The organism is Estrella lausannensis, assembly GCF_900000175.1.
GTDB classification, from domain to species: domain Bacteria; phylum Chlamydiota; class Chlamydiia; order Chlamydiales; family Criblamydiaceae; genus Estrella; species Estrella lausannensis.
The window spans coordinates 346,605-364,530 of sequence record NZ_CWGJ01000011.1; the positions used below are offsets into that span (position 1 = coordinate 346,605).

General features: G+C 48.2%; 21 protein-coding genes. 10 read left to right on the forward strand and 11 right to left on the reverse strand.

Annotated features, from left to right (window positions below):
- Position 1 precedes the first annotated feature (1 nt).
- On the reverse strand, positions 2–643 hold the full coding sequence (locus ELAC_RS04465) for a thymidine kinase (protein ID WP_098038076.1): 642 nt from the start codon (positions 641–643) through the stop codon (positions 2–4).
- Positions 644–974: 331 nt separating this feature from the next.
- Here ELAC_RS04465 and ELAC_RS04470 point away from each other — a divergent pair, with 331 nt between their 5' ends.
- Positions 975–1,229 carry a hypothetical protein gene (locus ELAC_RS04470; protein ID WP_098038077.1) on the forward strand — a complete coding sequence of 85 codons (255 nt, stop codon included), beginning with the start codon at positions 975–977 and terminating at the stop codon, positions 1,227–1,229.
- 38 nt (positions 1,230–1,267) lie between these two features.
- Here ELAC_RS04470 and ELAC_RS04475 read toward each other — a convergent pair whose 3' ends face one another.
- Positions 1,268–2,503, reverse strand: a complete 1,236-nt coding sequence (locus ELAC_RS04475; RefSeq protein ID WP_098038078.1) for a TerC/Alx family metal homeostasis membrane protein — start codon at positions 2,501–2,503, stop codon at positions 1,268–1,270.
- Between the two features lie 304 nt (positions 2,504–2,807).
- Between ELAC_RS04475 and ELAC_RS04480 the strand changes: the two genes are divergently transcribed.
- The gene (locus ELAC_RS04480) at positions 2,808–3,017 is read left to right on the forward strand and encodes a DUF378 domain-containing protein (RefSeq protein WP_098038197.1); all 210 of its coding nucleotides are present in this window, start codon (positions 2,808–2,810) and stop codon (positions 3,015–3,017) included.
- Between the two features lie 298 nt (positions 3,018–3,315).
- On the opposite strand, the gene ELAC_RS04485 is transcribed toward ELAC_RS04480, so the two are convergent.
- Positions 3,316–4,548, reverse strand: a complete 1,233-nt coding sequence (locus ELAC_RS04485; protein ID WP_239414364.1) for a BaiN/RdsA family NAD(P)/FAD-dependent oxidoreductase — start codon at positions 4,546–4,548, stop codon at positions 3,316–3,318.
- Between the two features lie 392 nt (positions 4,549–4,940).
- Between ELAC_RS04485 and ELAC_RS04490 the strand changes: the two genes are divergently transcribed.
- The 3 genes from ELAC_RS04490 to ELAC_RS04500 all read left to right on the forward strand — a co-directional run bounded on the left by ELAC_RS04490 (position 4,941) and on the right by ELAC_RS04500 (position 7,243).
- Positions 4,941–5,375, forward strand: coding sequence for a rhodanese-like domain-containing protein (locus ELAC_RS04490; RefSeq protein WP_098038079.1), 435 nt, complete (start codon positions 4,941–4,943; stop codon positions 5,373–5,375).
- Between the two features lie 537 nt (positions 5,376–5,912).
- Positions 5,913–6,524, forward strand: a complete 612-nt coding sequence (locus ELAC_RS04495; RefSeq protein WP_098038080.1) for an outer membrane protein — start codon at positions 5,913–5,915, stop codon at positions 6,522–6,524.
- A gap of 86 nt (positions 6,525–6,610) precedes the next feature.
- Positions 6,611–7,243: a phosphoribosyltransferase gene (locus ELAC_RS04500; protein WP_098038081.1), complete on the forward strand. Its 633-nt coding sequence runs from the start codon at positions 6,611–6,613 to the stop codon at positions 7,241–7,243.
- 4 nt (positions 7,244–7,247) lie between these two features.
- Here ELAC_RS04500 and ELAC_RS04505 read toward each other — a convergent pair whose 3' ends face one another.
- Positions 7,248–7,550, reverse strand: a complete 303-nt coding sequence (locus ELAC_RS04505) for a P-II family nitrogen regulator (RefSeq protein WP_098038082.1) — start codon at positions 7,548–7,550, stop codon at positions 7,248–7,250.
- A gap of 2 nt (positions 7,551–7,552) precedes the next feature.
- On the reverse strand, positions 7,553–8,515 hold the full coding sequence (locus ELAC_RS04510; RefSeq protein ID WP_098038083.1) for a sodium-dependent bicarbonate transport family permease: 963 nt from the start codon (positions 8,513–8,515) through the stop codon (positions 7,553–7,555).
- A gap of 73 nt (positions 8,516–8,588) precedes the next feature.
- On the opposite strand from ELAC_RS04510, the gene ELAC_RS04515 reads away from it, so the two are divergent.
- The 5 genes from ELAC_RS04515 to ELAC_RS04535 all read left to right on the forward strand — a co-directional run bounded on the left by ELAC_RS04515 (position 8,589) and on the right by ELAC_RS04535 (position 14,079).
- Positions 8,589–9,512, forward strand: a complete 924-nt coding sequence (locus ELAC_RS04515; protein WP_098038084.1) for an SDR family NAD(P)-dependent oxidoreductase — start codon at positions 8,589–8,591, stop codon at positions 9,510–9,512.
- Positions 9,509–10,411 (forward strand): DUF2878 family protein, encoded by a 903-nt coding sequence (locus ELAC_RS04520; protein WP_098038085.1) that lies wholly within the window; start codon positions 9,509–9,511, stop codon positions 10,409–10,411. The genes ELAC_RS04515 and ELAC_RS04520 overlap by 4 nt, the downstream gene beginning before the upstream one ends.
- Before the next feature lie 24 nt (positions 10,412–10,435).
- Complete coding sequence (locus tag ELAC_RS04525) at positions 10,436–10,672, forward strand: YgaP family membrane protein (protein ID WP_098038086.1); 237 nt, start codon at positions 10,436–10,438, stop codon at positions 10,670–10,672.
- Between the two features lie 260 nt (positions 10,673–10,932).
- Positions 10,933–12,255, forward strand: coding sequence for an alpha/beta hydrolase family protein (locus ELAC_RS04530; RefSeq protein WP_098038087.1), 1,323 nt, complete (start codon positions 10,933–10,935; stop codon positions 12,253–12,255).
- Positions 12,256–12,303: 48 nt separating this feature from the next.
- Complete coding sequence (locus tag ELAC_RS04535; protein WP_098038088.1) at positions 12,304–14,079, forward strand: ABC-F family ATP-binding cassette domain-containing protein; 1,776 nt, start codon at positions 12,304–12,306, stop codon at positions 14,077–14,079.
- A gap of 189 nt (positions 14,080–14,268) precedes the next feature.
- Here ELAC_RS04535 and ELAC_RS04540 read toward each other — a convergent pair whose 3' ends face one another.
- The 6 genes from ELAC_RS04540 to ELAC_RS11725 all read right to left on the reverse strand — a co-directional run.
- The gene (locus ELAC_RS04540) at positions 14,269–14,688 is read right to left on the reverse strand and encodes a nucleoside triphosphate pyrophosphohydrolase (protein ID WP_098038089.1); all 420 of its coding nucleotides are present in this window, start codon (positions 14,686–14,688) and stop codon (positions 14,269–14,271) included.
- Positions 14,689–14,782: 94 nt separating this feature from the next.
- Entirely contained in the window at positions 14,783–15,085 is a 303-nt protein-coding gene (locus ELAC_RS04545; protein WP_098038090.1) for an addiction module antidote protein, read from the reverse strand.
- Positions 15,072–15,401: a type II toxin-antitoxin system RelE/ParE family toxin gene (locus tag ELAC_RS04550; RefSeq protein WP_338030002.1), complete on the reverse strand. Its 330-nt coding sequence runs from the start codon at positions 15,399–15,401 to the stop codon at positions 15,072–15,074. Before ELAC_RS04550 ends, ELAC_RS04545 begins: the two co-directional genes overlap by 14 nt.
- A 226-nt stretch (positions 15,402–15,627) precedes the next feature.
- Positions 15,628–16,983 carry an MBL fold metallo-hydrolase RNA specificity domain-containing protein gene (locus ELAC_RS04555; RefSeq protein ID WP_098038091.1) on the reverse strand — a complete coding sequence of 452 codons (1,356 nt, stop codon included), beginning with the start codon at positions 16,981–16,983 and terminating at the stop codon, positions 15,628–15,630.
- A gap of 102 nt (positions 16,984–17,085) precedes the next feature.
- Entirely contained in the window at positions 17,086–17,409 is a 324-nt protein-coding gene (locus ELAC_RS04560; RefSeq protein WP_098038092.1) for a YXWGXW repeat-containing protein, read from the reverse strand.
- Between the two features lie 130 nt (positions 17,410–17,539).
- Positions 17,540–17,926 (reverse strand): hypothetical protein (locus tag ELAC_RS11725; RefSeq protein WP_158227802.1); only part of this gene is annotated, 387 nt, incomplete at its 5' end.

Sequence of the window (17,926 nt, forward strand, 5' to 3'; positions counted from 1 at the left end):
CCTAATCTTCTCTCTTCCCGCTGAGTGTAAGCTGGTTGCCGATATCGAGATAATCTTTCTTATCGATGGCATAGCAGCCGCGGCACCTCGCTTCATAGCACTCGGCACCCCCTACCATGATTGTAGGATCGTCATACCTTGCAGGCTTGTCGTTGATAAGGCGTTGGGTGAAGTTAGCCTCATCGCCGCAGACCACACAGATGGCGCGGCTTTTGACCACTTCGTCGGCAAGAGCCATGAGAGTGGGAACTATCCCGAAGGGCTCACCTCTAAAATCCATGTCCAGACCGGCTACGATAACCCTTTTGCCGTGCTCTACGAGCAGCTGTAAAACCTGCACTGCCTGATCGGGGAAAAATTGGATCTCATCGATTCCGATCACATCGACTGCCGGATCGATCAGCTTGACGAGCGTCTTGAGTCCCTCTTCACATGAGCCCAGGGGAAAGGCCTCTCGTAGTCCACCGTCATGGCTGACGATGCAGGAGTAGGATTTTCTGTTGTCGATCTCATGCTTGATGGTGATCACTTTCTTTTTGGCATATTCTGCCCTGCGCAATCGGTACATAAGCTCTTCTGTTTTCCCTGAAAACATAGAGCCGGTGATCACTTCGAGTCTTCCCTTGCGTGCTGTCATGCTTATCTTCCCTGTTATTATTCAGTCTTGGCGCCCATGTGATAGCTGAAAGGGATTCTCAAAGTCAAACGGATTGCTCCTGGAGAATAAGCGCTTTGAAGCTCAACCTCTTTCGCCTGCCCTTTCTCTAAATTAATTAACAAGCTGAACTTAAGTGATTTGAATCACTCCGTGAATGCAACACCTTATCCGTTAGCTTTCCTTGGAAGTGAGCTAATGCTTACGTATCCGGAAAGTCTCTGCCGATCCGGGAACCTTTCGGTCTAATTGACATTTTTTTAAAGAACACGGATCGTGACTCAAAGATTTTTCAACAGAAAACAAATGGAGAGTTGCTATGACCTTTGATGATTTATCCTGGCTGTTGGTTGCCGTCTCGCTTTTGGGCAACGTCTATGTGATCAAGAAAAATGTGATCGGCCAGTGGCTTTGGGCGTTTGGCAACCTGGGCTGGATCTTCTTCGATGTCTATAAAGAGGCCTACTCTCAAGCCTTTCTCTTTGCCGTATACCTCGGCATGTGCATCTGGGGAATTATTGCCTGGACTAAAGAAGCCCGCGAAAAAAACGCCGCTGCCAAAACCACCCCTTAATGTGAATTTCGGGAAGAGCCGCCTGCTCTGCTCTTCCCCTATTTATCTCCTTTTTCCTCTTCCGGGCTTCCCAGTATTTTCTGAAAAGTTTTGTTACTGTTTCTCAGTTTGTTCAACAACCTTCTCGCCCAGAGGAACTCTTTAGCGAGGAGCATGAGACCGATGGGGATGAAGATTAAACCCGGTCCGGGCAAAACCAGCATCGCAAGACCTGCCAGCAAGATCACGATGCCGGCGAACAGCACCGCAATCCGGCGGATATCTTTGGCTGTCATGATCGCGATATCCCGGAACTGGATATAAATCGGCAGGGCAAACGCGGAGATAAATCCATCTTTGGTAATCAGAGAAGCTGCCACGCCGACTAGCAATATCCCGAGGATGATGTAAAGAGACAGCGTTGTATCGATCGGATAGTGGTGCGCCGTGAGCATTTTGACGCCTACAAATGCCAGCAGGAATACCAGGCTGAACCTGAGGTAGTAGAAACGGTTAATGGCTGTCGCAAGAACAAAATAGAGGGAACGCAACCCTAAGATGGCGAAAATATTGGAGGTGAATACTAAGAAGGGATCGGTTGTGATGGAGAAAATGGCCGGTATCGAGTCGATGGCGAAGATGACATCGCTTGTCTCAACGACAAGCAAGCTTAAGAAAAGAGGGGTCATCATCAAGACACCATTGATTCTCACAAAAAAATTCGCTCCGTGAAATTCGTGAGTTACCGGCATCAGCTTTTTGGCGAACATTATAACGGGGTTGGTTTCCGGATGCATGTTTTCTTGTTTGATCACGAGCATTTTGACCGCGGTAAAGATTAGGATGGCGCCGAAAATATAGTTCATGAAGGTGAAGTGGGTAATGAGCGCGGCGCCAAACAGGATCATGACAAACCTGAGGACAATCGCTCCAAAGACTCCCCAGATCAGCACGCGATGCTGCAGGTGGGGGGGGACATGAAAATAGGAAAAGATGAGTGCGATGACGAAGACGTTGTCCAAACTCAACGATTTTTCCACCAGATAGCCTGTGAAAAAAAGGAGCGCCGCTTCCTTGCCCCCGGAAGAGTGGGGCGAGGATTCGGGATAGATCATGTGGTGCTCATACAGCCAGTAGACCCCTAAGTTGAACAAAAGCGCTGCCGATACCCAGATCAGAGTCCAGGTCATCGACTCCCCGAATGTCATCTCATGCAACCCCTTCTTCTTTTCAAAGAACAGGTCGAGATAGATCATGAGTGAGATCGCTATCAGAAAAAGTATCCAAAAAATCATATGACGGTTCCGTTAATTATACCGAAAGTGTCTCAAAATTTGGCTTTTGGCAAAGAGAACGCTCTCGTAATTAAAAAAAATGAAATACGTTCGGTGCTAGGCAATTTAGCTGCAACGCATACCGCAATTGTCAATTTAAGAAAACACCCGCCTACCGCCTCACCTCATTCCCCTGACGCGCCTCAGGGAGGCTTAAACGCCCCTCCCCGGGGATTTTCCCACGGAAACCTTTGACTCCAAAAAAATTAAAGAATTTGTTATAATGAAAGGTGAAGGTTATGGTGACCTTCAAACGGAGGGTATTATGAAATACGCCGATTTTATTGCCTCCGTACTCTTGGTCGTGGGCGGATTAAACTGGGGCTTAGTGGGCTTTTTTGACTTCAACCTTGTCACGTTCATTTTTTCGAACGCGGTTGTAGTGAAAGTGGTCTATGGAGCTGTGGCTTTGTCTGCTTTGTGGCAAGTCTACGGATGGTATAAGAGTGGTTGTAAATCGTGCTGCACTAAATAGGCACGCGTAGCTTTTTGAACAGCTTTAAAGATTTATAATGGTCTTCGAAGCTTAAAAGAAGAGCATTTCGGGCTACATCTTTTTATAAAAGATGAGTCTTTTAGCTTTTTATAATAACCCTATTATTTACTTCTCTCCGGAGCGGATATAACGTTTTATCCGGATTCTAATTTGTGATAGGGGTTCTCTCTTGTGGCCGCAGGGCAAGGCGAATGCAGGGCGGACAAGGCCCGCATTGAAATTCATTGAGAGAACCCTTATCACCGCGCTTAAAGGCAGTCCTTTTCGTAAAACAATACTAAGGAGTTAGGGTACTGGTAAGGTATGCACCCATTCCATGGGCGGCAATCCACCCCGTTGTCCAGGCAGCCTGGAAATTGAACCCTCCTGTGACACCGTCAATATCTAACGCTTCACCGGAAAAAAAAAGCCCTTTTGTTTTCTTGCTCTGCATCGTCTTGAAATCCACTTCGCTCAACTTGACCCCGCCGGCGGTGACAAATTCCTGCTTATTTGTGGTCTTCCCCTGCATGCGAAATGCGTCTTTCGTTAAATACTCCGCCAATTTGCGTATTTCGGCGTTGGAGAGCTGTCCGGCAGGCTTGTGGATTAAGATTCCCGCGCGCTGCAAAATATTGACGAAAAGGCTGTGGGCGATCGTCTCCGGTTTTAAATTGTCGATCCCTTTTTTGGGATATTTTGTCTTGTAGGAATGATACAACTCCTCGATCTCTTCGCATTTTTTGCCGAGCCAGTTGACTAAAAACGTCTCCTGATACTGCTTGGCGCTAAGGTGCCTTGCCGCAAAGGCAGAGAGCTTAAGGGCCGCCGGCCCTGAAAACCCGAAATGGGTAATCAGCAAACTGCCCTCAGACACAAAGGAGGTGTGAGGGAAAGACACGATAGCCCCCTTCACGGAGACCCCAGAGAGGTCGCTTAGAGGAAACGGATCGATGTTAAATCCAAATAGGGAGGGGACAGGCTCGACAATTGTGTGTCCGAGCTCTGAGGCAAATTGAGCTCCCTCCTTCCCCGACCCACTAGCGAGCAGCACGGCTTGGAAAACCTCCTCTTCATCGCCTTTGAGGATCCTGAATCCTTGTTCATCGCGGATGACCTGAGAAACCTTTTCCTTAAGGCCCAGCTCAACTCCGAGTCTTTTGGCTTCGTTTAAAAAGCAGTCGATGATGGTCTTGGAAGAGTCGGTCACCGGAAATACACGGCCATCCTCTTCAGCCTTCAGCGTCACTCCCCTATCGTTTAACCACTTCCACATGTCACGGGGTTGGAATGTGTGGAACGGGCCGAGAAGCTCTTTAGATCCGCGCGGATAGAAGGCGACTAGCCTTTTCGGATCAAAAAGGTTGTGCGTCACATTGCATCGCCCCCCTCCTGAAATCTCGACTTTGGCAAGAGGTTTCAGACTCTTTTCAAAGATTTTTACGCGCACATGGGGGAAGTGCTCCTTAAGGTTGAGCGCCGCGAAAAAACCGGCGGCTCCTCCGCCGATGACAGCTGCCGACAGACTCATACGATTTACTCTCTCCACTTGTACCGAAAGTGTCTCAAAATTTGGTTTTTGGCAAAGAGAAAGCTCTCGCGATTGAATGATCGTAGGCTACCTCACATAAGCTACCTCATATTTCTAATATTAGGTGGCTTACGATCATTCAATCCCGAGGCTTTCTCAAAGCCAAAATCCCAAGTTTTGAGATACTTTCGGTATATTTAAGAGTCAAAGATTATACCAGATAGCTGAAGCTCTTGACACCCGAATCTTTTCATTTTGACAAAATCTGAAGCTTGTCCTTAGACTCTCGTGCCGTGAAGCGGTTCCTGACGCCTTCTCTTTCTTTACAAGATGGAGCCGCTTCAATCAAAGCGGAATAATCCGCTTACCAACAAAACAACAGGATTCACAATATGAAAAAGAAAACGATGCTCTCCCTGACAGCTCTAGCTCTCTTGTTGATGGGCACTCCCACTTCCACTTTCGCTCATGGCCCTGATTCTGACCACCATCACGCTTATGAAGAGATCCATGCCGAGAAAATCAAAGAGATGCTGGACTCTGAAGAAAACGTGGTTATCCTAGATGCCCGCACTAAAGATTACGACGACGGCAACCGCCTTCCCGGCGCTAAATTCCTACCCTACAACTCAAGCGACGAAGAGGTCGAAGCTGCCGCCCCCTCCAAAGAGAGCACGATCATCATCTACTGCACAAGCCCCAAATGCCCCGCCAGCAAGTTTTTAGCCGAGCGCATGGCAACAATGGGCTACACAAACCTTTTAAAATATCCTGAAGGAATCAATGACTGGGTTCAGAAGGGATATCCTGTAGAACACGCTAACTAACCTTTCCACGGCCCCGCCTTTCAAAAGGCGGGGCTACCCTCCACCTAATTCATTTCTGATACTACAAACGCCCCCAGACTGATTTTGAGATCTCTTCCGGTGGACTCCCCCGTATTTCAGGGTGGTTGTAGCACTAGCGTAGAGCTCTATATAACCAGCGTAAAAAAACAACAAAATCCCACTGGTTTAAGCGGCTTTGACCCTTCAGAAGACAATAAGGCTGCTGAAAAACCATTTATTTTGATTGATGCGCACCCTATTTTTCAAAGAGAATTCTGCGACTAATTTTTCCTTTAAAACAGAAAAAAAACGGATGAAAAACTCCCCTCGATAATTACTGTTTATCTATAGGATTTTCAGTGTTTTAGGAACGTGGATTTCATGCAGGAGTTGTCAGCTATAATCAATTCTAAAACTATCTGTAAACGGGTTTTTTAGCATTGACAGAAATATTTTAATATTGTGATTAATGACAACAAGACCCTATAGTTTCCCACGTGCTCTTTTTACAAAAACTTTCAGAACAAAGGAGATAGTATGAAAAAGCACGTATTTGCGCTTCTCGCGTTGGCATCCACATTGATGGGAACAGGTCTGCAAGGAAGCGAGTGCTGTGATGAAGGCTTCTACGTTGGAGGCTTCGCAGGCGTTAACTTTCTGCAAAACCTAGATAAACATGGCGTTGACGCCAAATTTAAAACCGGCTTCGCAGGCGGCATCGCTGGCGGATACAAGTTCAGCAACAACGTCCGCGCTGAAGCTGAATTCGCCTACAGAAGAAATACTCTGAAGAGCATTTCTTTCGATGACGAATCCCTTGATCTGCACGGCGTTAAACTCAGAGGGGAAACATTCTCCGTAATGGGCAACGTATACTATGATATCGACATGAGCTGCATGGGCTGCAACAGCTATGGCTTTACACCCTATATCGGTGTAGGCGCTGGCTGGGCAGAGAACAAAGTGAAAGCAAGCTCCCACGATGTCGAAATCTCCGGATCCGACAGCGGCTTTGCCTACCAAGGCATCGCTGGCGTCAGCTACAGAATCTGCCAAAAGACAGATCTCGGCCTGGAGTACAGATTCTTTGCTTCCAAAAACGACTTCAGAGATCACACTGTAGCTTTAACAGCTAAGCGCTATTTCTAGTGAAGCGGAAGTAAGTCTTTTTTAATTAAAAGGCAAAAAACTAATCCCGTGGTATAGATGCTATTATCGATACCACGGGTTTTTTTATGATCTTCCAAGACCGAATCCATGCAGGCCTCTCCCTTGCCAAAGCATTAAGCTCTCTGAATAGTCAGAAAGACACCCTCGTCATCGGCATACCGCGCGGCGGCGTGATCGTTGCTAAAGAAGTTGCTGACGCCCTCCACCTTCCCTTAGACATCATTTGCCCGAGAAAAATCGGCGCTCCCTACAACCCGGAATTTGCGATCGGTGCTGTCACCGAATCAGGAGAAGCGTATATCGACCCCGACCTCGTGAGGCGCTTGGGCATTGACAAAGAGTACCTGGACGAGAAGATTGCCGAAGAGTCGAAACGAGCTGCAGAACGCCTTCGACTATTCCGCGAAGGAATGAGTCCGCGTGATATATTAAATAAAACCGTGATCTTAGTGGATGATGGCCTTGCCACTGGCGCCACTGTAAAGGCGGCAATCGTTTCCCTTAAAAAGGAGGGAGCCAGCCGCATTGTTGTGGCAGTGCCCGTCTCCCCTCCGGACACAGCGTCTGAAATCAAGGCCCTTGCCGATGAATTGATCGCCTTGCATGTCGATCCCGGTTTCATGGCTGTCGGACAGTACTACAGAAACTTTTCCGAAACGACAAACAGCGATGTGCTGCAAATCATGCAGAAGCTTTAGATGTTTAAGGCGTGTCTGTTTTCACCAGCATGCAGTCGCTGACTGCGATCACTCCACCAAATTCCTCGACGATCGGACGCAGAGCCTCTGCCGCCTTTTTTGCCTCTTCCTCTGAGCAGATAATGATGAACAGGCAGTTGTGCATGAGGTCCATGAAATCATCATCCGCCCTCTTGCCCCTCTTGCCTGACCCCTGCACTCGATTGACAAGAGTGTAACTAAAAAGACGGATGCCGATCAGCGTCTCGATGACGATCTCGTCGGCAGCGCCTGATGTGATCACTTCAAGCCTTTTGGAAGGCACCATGGTCAGTTCCTTGTAAAGAGCGTGTTGATGATGGAGTAATAGAGAGGAATTCCCGCCAGAACGTTTAAAGGAAACGTCACGGCAAGAGACATCGAAATGTAGACTGCCTGGTTCGCTTCCGGAAGACTGACGGAGAGCGCTGCCGGTACGGCGATGTAGCTCGCCCCGGCGGCAAGCACGGTCAACAAGAGGGCATTGCCAGGCTCAAGACCGATCAGATAGGAGACGCCGATCCCAAACGCCGCATTGATGAGGGGCATAACGAACGCTAGGGCAAAAAGAAAGGGCCCCAGCTTCTTAAGTTCAGGCAGCCTTCTGCCGACAACCACTCCCATATCAAGTAAAAACAGGCAGAGTATCCCCTTGAAGGGATAGTCGAAAAAAGGTCTTAAATCGCTGAAGCCACTCTCGCCAATGATCGTGCCGATGATCAGGCAGCCGATCAAAACAAATACGGCTTGATTCATGAAGGCCTCATGCAGCATGTGCTGGAGTCTGAAAGGCGCTTTAGCGGAAATTTTTCCCTTCATTTTAGCCAGCAGTACCCCTACTACGATCGGAGGGCCTTCCATCAGGGCCATAACGGCGATGAGATAGCCGTCGAAGGAGACTGAGAGGCTATCCAAAAAATTCACAGCCGTCACAAAAGTGATCGCGGATACAGAACCATAGGTCGCTGCGATGGCCGCTGCGTTAATGGCATCGATTTTGCGTCTGATAATATTGAACCAAAAAAAAGGAATCAGCACAGAGAGAGTTAAACCTGCCAGCATCACCAAAGCCACCTCGTACTTAAGTCCGTGGCTGTTTATCTCAACCCCCCCTTTAAGTCCGATCGTGATCAAAAGGAAGAGCGCCATGGCCTTGGCGATAGGCTGCGGCACTTCCAAATGGCTTTTAAAAGCTCTTGAAAGTCCGCCCAGAAGAAAAAAAAGAAGAGGTGTTACCAGTTTAGCTGTCAGCATCGGTTACCGATAGATTTAAAAACACCAGTTTGGTACCACAAATGCTAAATGTCAAGGTGGGTTTCAATCTTTAATGCTCGATCAATTACTCGATCTCTCTATTTTTTTCTCGTTCGACCGCAGTGGATATTTAAGGCATCAGAAAAAATTCGCGCCATCCGCCTTTAGGGACGGCAAGGGTTTAAATGCTTTAATCACAGGCGGATCAAAGGGAATTGGCTTCGGTCTCTGCAAACTGCTGCTCTCCTTAAACGTCTCCCTACATATTACCTCCAGAGACAAGGAAAAAGCCCTAAGTCAGATGGAAATTTTGCGGGAGCAGTTTCCCGGAGCTTCCATTCATTACTACTCTTTTGATATCGCTTCCTATCAAGACTACCCCTTTTTCACCGCCCCCTTCGATATTGTAGTTCATAACGCAGGCGGCATGCCCCGCGAAAAAATCAAGGCAACTGATAAGTACGAGTACGTATTTGCCACTCATGTCATCGGCCCCCATCTGTTGACGCGCCATCTGATGGAAAGAGGTCGCCTTTCCCCGGATTGCCGTGTTATCTTCGTGTCGTCGGGTGGAATGTACTTAAGAGCGCTCAACTTAGATGACCTTACCTTTGACAAACGCCCCTATAACCCCTACCTCGCCTACGCCAACGCGAAACGGGCACAGGTGGATCTGACTGAGCTTTACGCCGATCATTTCAAAGAGGGATATCTCTTCAGCTGCATGCATCCCGGCTGGGTAGCCACCCCCGGGCTGGATCAATACATGCCCACTTTCCGAAAATGGATGGACAACCGTTTACGAACAGTCGAAGAAGGGGCGGACACGCTCTTGTGGCTGGCTATGACTTCATCAGCCTATCCTTCCGGCCGTTTTTGGTTTGACCGAAAGGAGGCGCCCGTCTCATTGTTACCCTACACTAAGACGAGCCCGGAAACGAAAGCGGCTCTTTGGGAGTTTTGCGAAGAGCAGTACAGAAAGGTAGCCACCGCATGATGCTGATCACGCTCATTCTCTATTACGCCGGATGGTTCTTTACCATTGCACTCGCCGCTGCCGGCCGGCCCTTTACGGCGGCGCTAGCTTGCCTCCTGGCGGGGAGCAGTCAACTTCTTATTCACTATTTCTACACCCGCAGCGGCTATTATCGGGAGATCTTCCTTGCCCTGTACGCTGTCCTGATCGGTTTTTTTGCCGAGTCCTTTTTTTTAAATGTGTCGATCACCGGTTTTAACCCGCCCGGCCTTATTGCATCCCTCCCCCCTCTTTGGATCGTACTCCTCTATCCTCTTTTTTCTATGACGATCAATGGCGCCATGCACTGGATGATGAACTCTAAGATTCTGCAGGTGATCGTCGGAGGGCTCGCGCCCATCTGCTACATCGCAGGAGCGAAGGTGGGAGCATGCCAGCTTCCTAGAGGAAGCGTAGCGGCCTATATCGTCATCGGCATCACCTGGCCGCTTGTTATTCTCACCATGACGACTCTGCTTAAAAAGATAGAAATTTTAGTGGAATCAGTTTTTAAAAAGAGCCAAACACCCACCCCTCTCTACATGCTCTATGATGGCAAGTGCCCAATTTGCATGCGGGAAACGCGCTTTCTGAAGAAAAAAAACTCTTCTGTCGTCTACGTCGACATCACCTCGCCTGAATTCACCTCGCTCTTCTCGGTAAATTATGCAGAGGCGATGCAGCAGATGGTGGCCCTGGAAGCTGACGGTACGAAGCATGTGGGCGTCGACGCCTTCCATGAGATCTATCTAAGACGCGGACTTCTGTTTATGGCAATCGCGCTGAAGCTGCCGGGCCTGGAGCCGATCTGGACCTTTTTTTATAAGATATTTGCGAAAAATCGTCTTAAGTTAACAGGCCGGGGCTGCGACCTCCGCTAACAATTTAGAGGCAAAGAAACACCCATGTTTAAAAGAAACATCGACACTAAGGGCCGGCTGATCCGACTGCTGTTTGCTATTTTGCTACTTGGCTACGCCGTATGGCAGAAAAGTTGGATCGCTCTCGCCTTCTCACTCTTTACATTCGTTGAAGTCGCCTTCAGCTGGTGTGTCCTCTATCAAATCTTTGGCTGGAACAGCTGCCCAATTTCAGTATCCAAAAGTAAGACTCCTTCGGAAAACGACGCTAATAAGCGTTAGAAGGTTTATGCCAAAACATCTCAAAATTTGGGCTTTAGCTTTGAAAAAGCCTCGGGACTCAAAGGTTGCAAGTCTCTAATATTTGACGACTTGCGATCTTTCAGTCTTTGGAAGCTTCTTCCTACTCACCCCAAGTCATCGCCCCATCGCTTAAATATATTCAATAAAACACACAATCCATCAAACAGATAATTTAAATTACATCTTTGTTATAATGGGGGTTAACACATTTCCATACTAAACTGTAGCGAGGTGATGCTATGGAAATCGGCAAAGTCTTTGCCAACGTTGGCCTCTATACGGCAGGTGTCATTTTAAGCTGCGGACCAAGCCAGGTCTATGGCGTGATCAAAGGCGCGATTGACCTTGTGAAACTCGTGGGCCTAAAGATTTCACTGTCCCAATTAAAACAGCACGAAAAAGCTCTCAACAAGCATGCGATCACACAGATTAAAAACGAAATCGAAGGCAAGAAAACGTCCCTTAAAGCCGATGCCGTAGCCATGATCCCCCTTATCGGAGCTATTTTCTCCTGGCGTGTTCTCGCTCCCCCTGAAAAAGCGTGGAGTTTAAATGCCCTAAAGGGAGTAGAGCATGCAGCAGCCCATATGCTAAACGACTTTCACTCTCAAATCAGAGCTATTCTTTACCCCCTCGGAAATGATGCCATAGCCAATACCGAACGCTATGAACAGGCGCGGGCTTTGACAAAGCAAGAAATCGTGAGCGGTCAGTTGCCCCACGCGAAACTGGTCGAGATACCCGTCGCCATCCGCAGCTCTCATCTTGAAGCGCTGGAGCTTACCCACCCGAAAACAGAAGGGACGGACCCTCCTACAGTGGTGCTGTTTCATGGCAACGCGATGATCGGTCCTGAAATGCTTAGCATCGGCCATTACTATTTTAGCAAAGGGTTCAATGTCCTCATGCCGACAATGGGTGGATACCCCGGAAGTCCGGGCTGCAAGACCTCAGAGGCAACCTCCTACCAAGATGTGGAAGCTATCAAGTCCTATCTAATCAACAAAGGGGTAAAGGATGTCGGGTATCACGGCCTTTCGATAGGAGGCACTTTAGCCTTCCAGGCGGCAACAGCCCCCACGTCCAACACCGAAAAACTGCGCACCAAGTTTGTTGTCGCAGATCAAACACTGGCGTCCGCGCGGGATGTGATGGCTACCGTGGTGCGCAATCTCGGTTTCGGAGCAGTAGACCGAATAGCCAAAGGTGTGGCGTTAAATGCCGCACCTCCCTCTCACAAGGTTGCGGTGGGGAACGGAGAGTATGTCTACACCGACGGCTGCGACAACCTGAAAAAGGCTAAAATTTTAGGGGAAAAGAAAATACCGCTCTTTGCGATAGAGGCAGACCAGGACGCTTTGATGAAGAACAACGCAAACAGCGCCAAGGACGCAGCCGGAAAATTGATCAGCAACTGCTACGGAAAAGAAGAGAGCGGCCATCTGATCCGGATCAACGGTCCCCACAGCAGTTATTTCTACCAGTGGGACAAAGACTACTCTGCTTTTGAAAAAACGATGGACGAGGCCCTTTCGATCCGCGGCATCCCCCCTCTTCATTAATCATGATATCCCTATACCTTTTTTAGGGAGGATTGCTATAGTATTTGCATGACTTCGTTAGTTGGCATCCATAATTTAAGCAAGGCTCACGGCAGCCAGATACTTTTTGAAGATATCTCCTTTCACATCATGCAAGGTGAACGGATTGGTCTGGTCGGCCCCAATGGCGCGGGAAAGTCCACCCTGCTTAAAATTTTAGCCGGCATCGAAAAAGAGGATCAGGGCACCGTCACCAAGCGGCAAGGGCTAAGAATAGCTTACGCCGGGCAGTTTCCGGTCTTCGAGGAAGAGCCCGTACTCGAAATGCTCCTCAGGGAAGTCAAAAACTCCCCCCGCGAGGAGATGGAAATCCGGGCCAAGGTACTCTTGGGCAAGGCCCTTTTTGAAGATTTCAACGCTTCGGCAGCCACTCTTTCGGGCGGCTGGAAAAAAAGGCTGGATATCGTCCGTGCTCTGATGACAGAGCCTGACCTACTCTTCCTCGATGAGCCCACCAACCACCTTGACCTTGAGGGAATTCTCTGGCTAGAGCGTTTTCTGCAACGAGAACGCTTAACTTATGTGGTGGTCAGCCACGACCGCTACTTCTTGAAAAACGTCACCAACCGCATTTTTGAGCTGAACCGCTGCTTCCCTGAGGGAATCTTTTCCGCTCATGGCAATCTGGATGATTTCCTTGAAAAGAAGGAGACCTTCCTGGATGGACAGATTCAGCTGGAGAGGGGCCTTGCCTCACAAGTCAGAAGAGAGCTTGAGTGGTTGAGAAGATCCCCCAAAGCCCGCACGACAAAATCGCAATCCCGCGTGCAGAATGCCCATAAGCTGATGGAAGAGCTTGCGGAAGTGAAAAACCGCAACAAGAAGCCGCGTGTCGACGTTGACTTCACCGCTTCTGAAAGGGAGACAAGAAAGCTGATCAGCGCCAAGAACCTGACCAAGTCCTATGGCGACAAGATTCTTTTTAAAGGAGTCGATATCCAGCTGTCACCGGGAACACGGCTTGGCATACTAGGCCGCAACGGCACAGGTAAAACGACGCTGCTGAAGATTTTGGCTGGCCAGACAACTCCTGATCTCGGAACATTAAAAAAAGCCGACAATCTAAAAATCGTCTATTTCGATCAGCTAAGGGAACGCATCCCTCCTGAAATCACTCTGAAAGAAGCTCTCGCCCCTCACCGTGACACCGTCATCTACCACGGACAGGAGATTCACGTGAACGGCTGGGCAAAGAAATTCCTTTTCCCTCCCGAAAGACTAGTTCTGCCGGTCGGCAAACTCTCCGGTGGGGAAAGAGCCCGAATCCTGATTGCCCGTCTGATGCTCGAACCGGCCGATATCCTCTTCTTGGACGAACCCACCAACGACTTGGACATCCAAACTCTGGAAATCATGGAAGAGAACCTGAAAGAGTTTGAAGGAGCGGTGGTGATGATTACCCACGATCGCTGCATGATGGATCGAATCTGCAGTGAGGTCCTCGGCCTCTGGGAAGATGGCACGCATAGCTTCCTCGCCGGCTTCAGCCAATGGGAAGCCGAAGAAAAAAAGCGCGCTGTAAAAGATAAGCCCCAAGCTCCCAAGCCCGCACCCTCTGGCCCCCCTAAGAAAAAGAAGCTCTCCTACCAAGAACAAAAAGAGCTCGACGGGATGGAAGCTAAAATTTTGCATTTAGAGCAAGAGATTGAGCTTTTGAATCAAAAGGCGACAGCGCAGCAAGACCCCAAAGAGAGCTTAGAGCTCTTCAATAAAATGGGATCCCTGCATCACGAGCTCGAAGCGCTCTTCAAACGCTGGCAAGAACTCGAAGACAAACTCAACTAGCCTTTACCCTTTCAAAACCAAGTGTCTGCAATTTGAACAAGCAGTGAAAGTAGCGAGGTAATGGAATACTTTTTCCACCTAGTGATCAAAAACTATATGAACCCGCTCTCCAAGGCTTTGTCTTACCGTTTTTCCCATCATGCGGATAACACTAAAAATTCCCTGAGAAACTTAAAGTCTCTAGCAGAGCTAAATCTCTTGTGTGAGCAGGCTTTCCATTAAGGGGTAATGCTCCCCCTTTTTAAGGAAATATTCTATCGAGGGATTGGTTTCCTCTACATCTACATAGGAGTTGTAAATTTTTCTATCAAAACCGCCTTTTTCTTGTTTTTTTGCGTAACGAGCCTTCTCCAGTCGCTCCAAAGGTATTCCTGTGGCTTTAGAAAGGGAATGAATGACTTCAAGCATGTCAGCAAGTTCCTCAGTCAGTTCGTTCACATTCTTGGCATGCTTTACCTCTGCAGCCTCCTCTTGAAGCTTATCTTTAAGCTTCGCAATAAATTCTTCCTGTTCCATAACTCGTTCATGTACGAGTATCCCTTTGTTACGCATGATGTCCGGCAAATAGTCTCTAATCAGCTTCTCTACTTTAAAGCGTTTTATTGCCATCTCATCCTTCCTTGAATTTGTTTTATAAAGGACATTATACCGAAACAACTTGAAGACAAAGAAATCGCCACTTGGATACCCCTTTATGATTTGTTCAACTTAGCCTCAAATTCAACCCCATAGCCACGCATAAAGAAACAAGCGTATACCATTTGGGATTGCCTGTGCCGGAAAGGGTCTTATAGAGGCTTTCTCGGCCAACATGGGCTTTTTTGGCCAATGCCCCAATACCACCTTGGGCTTCAGCTACATTACGAAGGGCGATTAAGAAGACTTGCTGCGATTCTTCGTCGCCCTTTAAGCTTTCTTCTAACGCAGCATTTAGGTACGCAACAGCTTCGTCATGATCTTTGAGCTGTTCTATGAGAAAATCCTGATATTTTCTACTTCTTGCCATGATCTTTCTGCCTTGATTGATAATCTTTCAAATACTCCTTTGCTTTAGCGATATCCCTATCTTGAGAGCCTTTATCGCCACCGCAAAGAAGCAAGATGACTTTATTGCCAATCTTTCCATAATAAATTCTAATTCCCGGGCCGTAGTGAATCCGAAGTTCACATACCCCTTCCTGCAGAGTTTTACAGTCTCCGAAGTTTCCAAGCTTTAAGCGGTCAAGCCTGGTTAGGATTTTGGCTCGGGTATGGATCTCTTTGATCTCCTTAATCCAAATCTCAAATGGTCGTTTACCTGCGGAGGTTTCGTAAATTTCAATTTCGAGCTAGTCCATATGATCTTATTGTATCCTCTAGGATACAATGCTTTCAAGAGATTTTTATTCTTTTAATTTTGAAATGGTTGAAGCTTCCTGAGGAAGGTCAATCAGTTCCAAAGTCCGAGTAGTACTCGTCAGTAGGAGATTTGATTTGCTATGAATCTAATGAAATAGGTGCAGGGGCGCCCAAAACTTATTTTGAGCGCTCTTCTTGGACATAAATTCTTTAAAGTTCGACTTCTTCCAAATACTTGGGTATGTAGACATCGACGTCGAATTCTTCTTCGATACGTTTTTTAAGAGCCTCGGAAGACTCTTTTTCACCATGCGTGAGGAAGATCTTGCTTGGCATCTTGGTGAAGCCCCTCAGCCAATCCAGTGACTCCTTCATATCGGCATGCGACGACAAACTTTCCAAAGCTTCGATGTGAGCACGCACAGGTACCAGCTCTCCGTGAACTTTAACCTCTTTTTCACCACTCAAGATACGCGCTCCCCTTGTCATTGGGGCCTGGAAGCCGGTGAAAACGATAGCGCTTTTGGGGTCAGGTGCGTACCTCTTCAAATGGTGCAGCACGCGTCCCCCTTCAAGCATTCCGCTGGCTGATATGATGATTTTGGGTGAGGGATCCATGTCTATCGCCTTGGATTGATCCACGGTGCTGACGTACTCGGCCACAGCGCATACGTCACGACAAAGCTTTTTCGGCAGCTTGTGCTCGCTCATGTTCCGCTCCATGATCTCCGTTGCATCGACAGCCATCGGACTGTCCAGGTAGATAGGAACTTTTGGTAGCTGATTTCTCTCTTTAAGCTGCTCGAGGATATACATGATGGTTTGTGCCCTGCCGACTGCAAAACATGGGATAATCACAGAGCCTCCCTGCTTGACAGTTTTACGGATCACACTCCCCAGCTGCTCAAAGGGATCGTCTTTGGTGTGCTCCTTGCCGCCATAGGTAGATTCCATAATCAGATAATCGGCTGTCTGGATCGTTGCCGGATCTTTCATGATGAAGGAATTGGGGCGCCCCAAATCACCGCTGAATACAATCGTTGTTTGGGGGGACCTAAAGGTGATAAATGCCGATCCCAAAATGTGGCCCGCTCTTTTGGCATTGAAGACAAGATCTGCACTGATCGGATAGTCCTCGCCAAATTCAATGGGTGAAAGCAGCCTGAGCGATTGAATCGCGTCCTGTTCAGTATACAGCGGCTCGGCGGGTTTGTGCTTGGAGTAGCCATAGCGGTTTGCTCGCGCCGCGTCTTCTTCCTGAATTCTGCCTGCGTCTTTAAGAAGTATCGTCACCAAATCACAGGTTGCCTTCGTCGCATAGATCGGCCCTTTAAACCCCTGCCTTACCAGTAGAGGTAGATAGCCACTGTGGTCTAAGTGGGCGTGCGTTAAAACGACAGCGTCAATTTCGGAAGGTTGGACCGTAAACGGCTCCCAATTGCGTAGACGAAGCTCTTTAATCCCCTGAAACAACCCGCAGTCGACTAAGATCTTTTTACCCTCCTCGTTCAGTAAGTACTTTGACCCTGTGACGGTCTCTGTTGCACCCAAAAATTGTAATTTCATGCTCACCCGTTTCTGTTTGTAAATAGGACATTCAAATTAATGATCCGGACGGCCACGATGGAATATGGCGGCCCAGTAAGTGTCTTTTAAAGAGTGGAGGCGCTATCTCCAGTAACCGCCAACCCATACATAGTGATGGTGTTTGCGACCCCAGTAACCTGGCTGCCAGACAGCTTCACTGTGAGGCCTTCTCTCCCAGCGTCCTCTTGCCCATACCCATCCTTTGTCATATCTCCAGTGGCCCTTAAGCCAAATGTAGTCGGGGCCCGGACTTTCGACGATCTCTTCTGTCAAATCCGCAGGAGGCTGCTCTTCTACCATGACATAATTCGGCACTGCCTGCTCAACATAGATTGTCTTAGCTTCCGCTTCAGAAATTAAGGTAAGAGCGGTCAAAAATGCGGCGAAGCAAGCTGTTTTTTTCACGATAAGCTCCTGTATTTAGCGGTCTTTTAAAAAAAACAGTACAGCATCCAGCTTCAGCTGTAAATGGTTTTCGAACGCTTTTTAGTTTGTGGAAAGTCTCTTATCGTGTGGATGACGGGAAGAGCGCGCCTTAATGGGCCGCGCTCTCTAAAAGTGAGAAGGCCTTCTCAAAGACTTCATCGCCATATTTTTCGCCGCCGAAGGAGAGATCGGACTCTTGCGTTTTGTGCCGCCACGAATCCGGGGTGATAATGTAACCATGAGCATCATTAACGAGGCCAAGTATTGAAACGTGCGTTAGGCCGAACTCTTTTCCCCTGACTTTCAAAGCGCTGTCATAGAGGCAGGAGAGCTCTCCCGGAATTGTCACAAATCCATATTTCTTATTTAGGACCAGTGCATGCAACTCACTTGTATATTCTTTGATCGGAAGTTTTAATCCGAGCGGGGTTGGCTTCGGCTCCAGAGTGTAGAATAGGGAAGCTGAGGCAATTGTGAGATTGTCATCGGCAGCCGG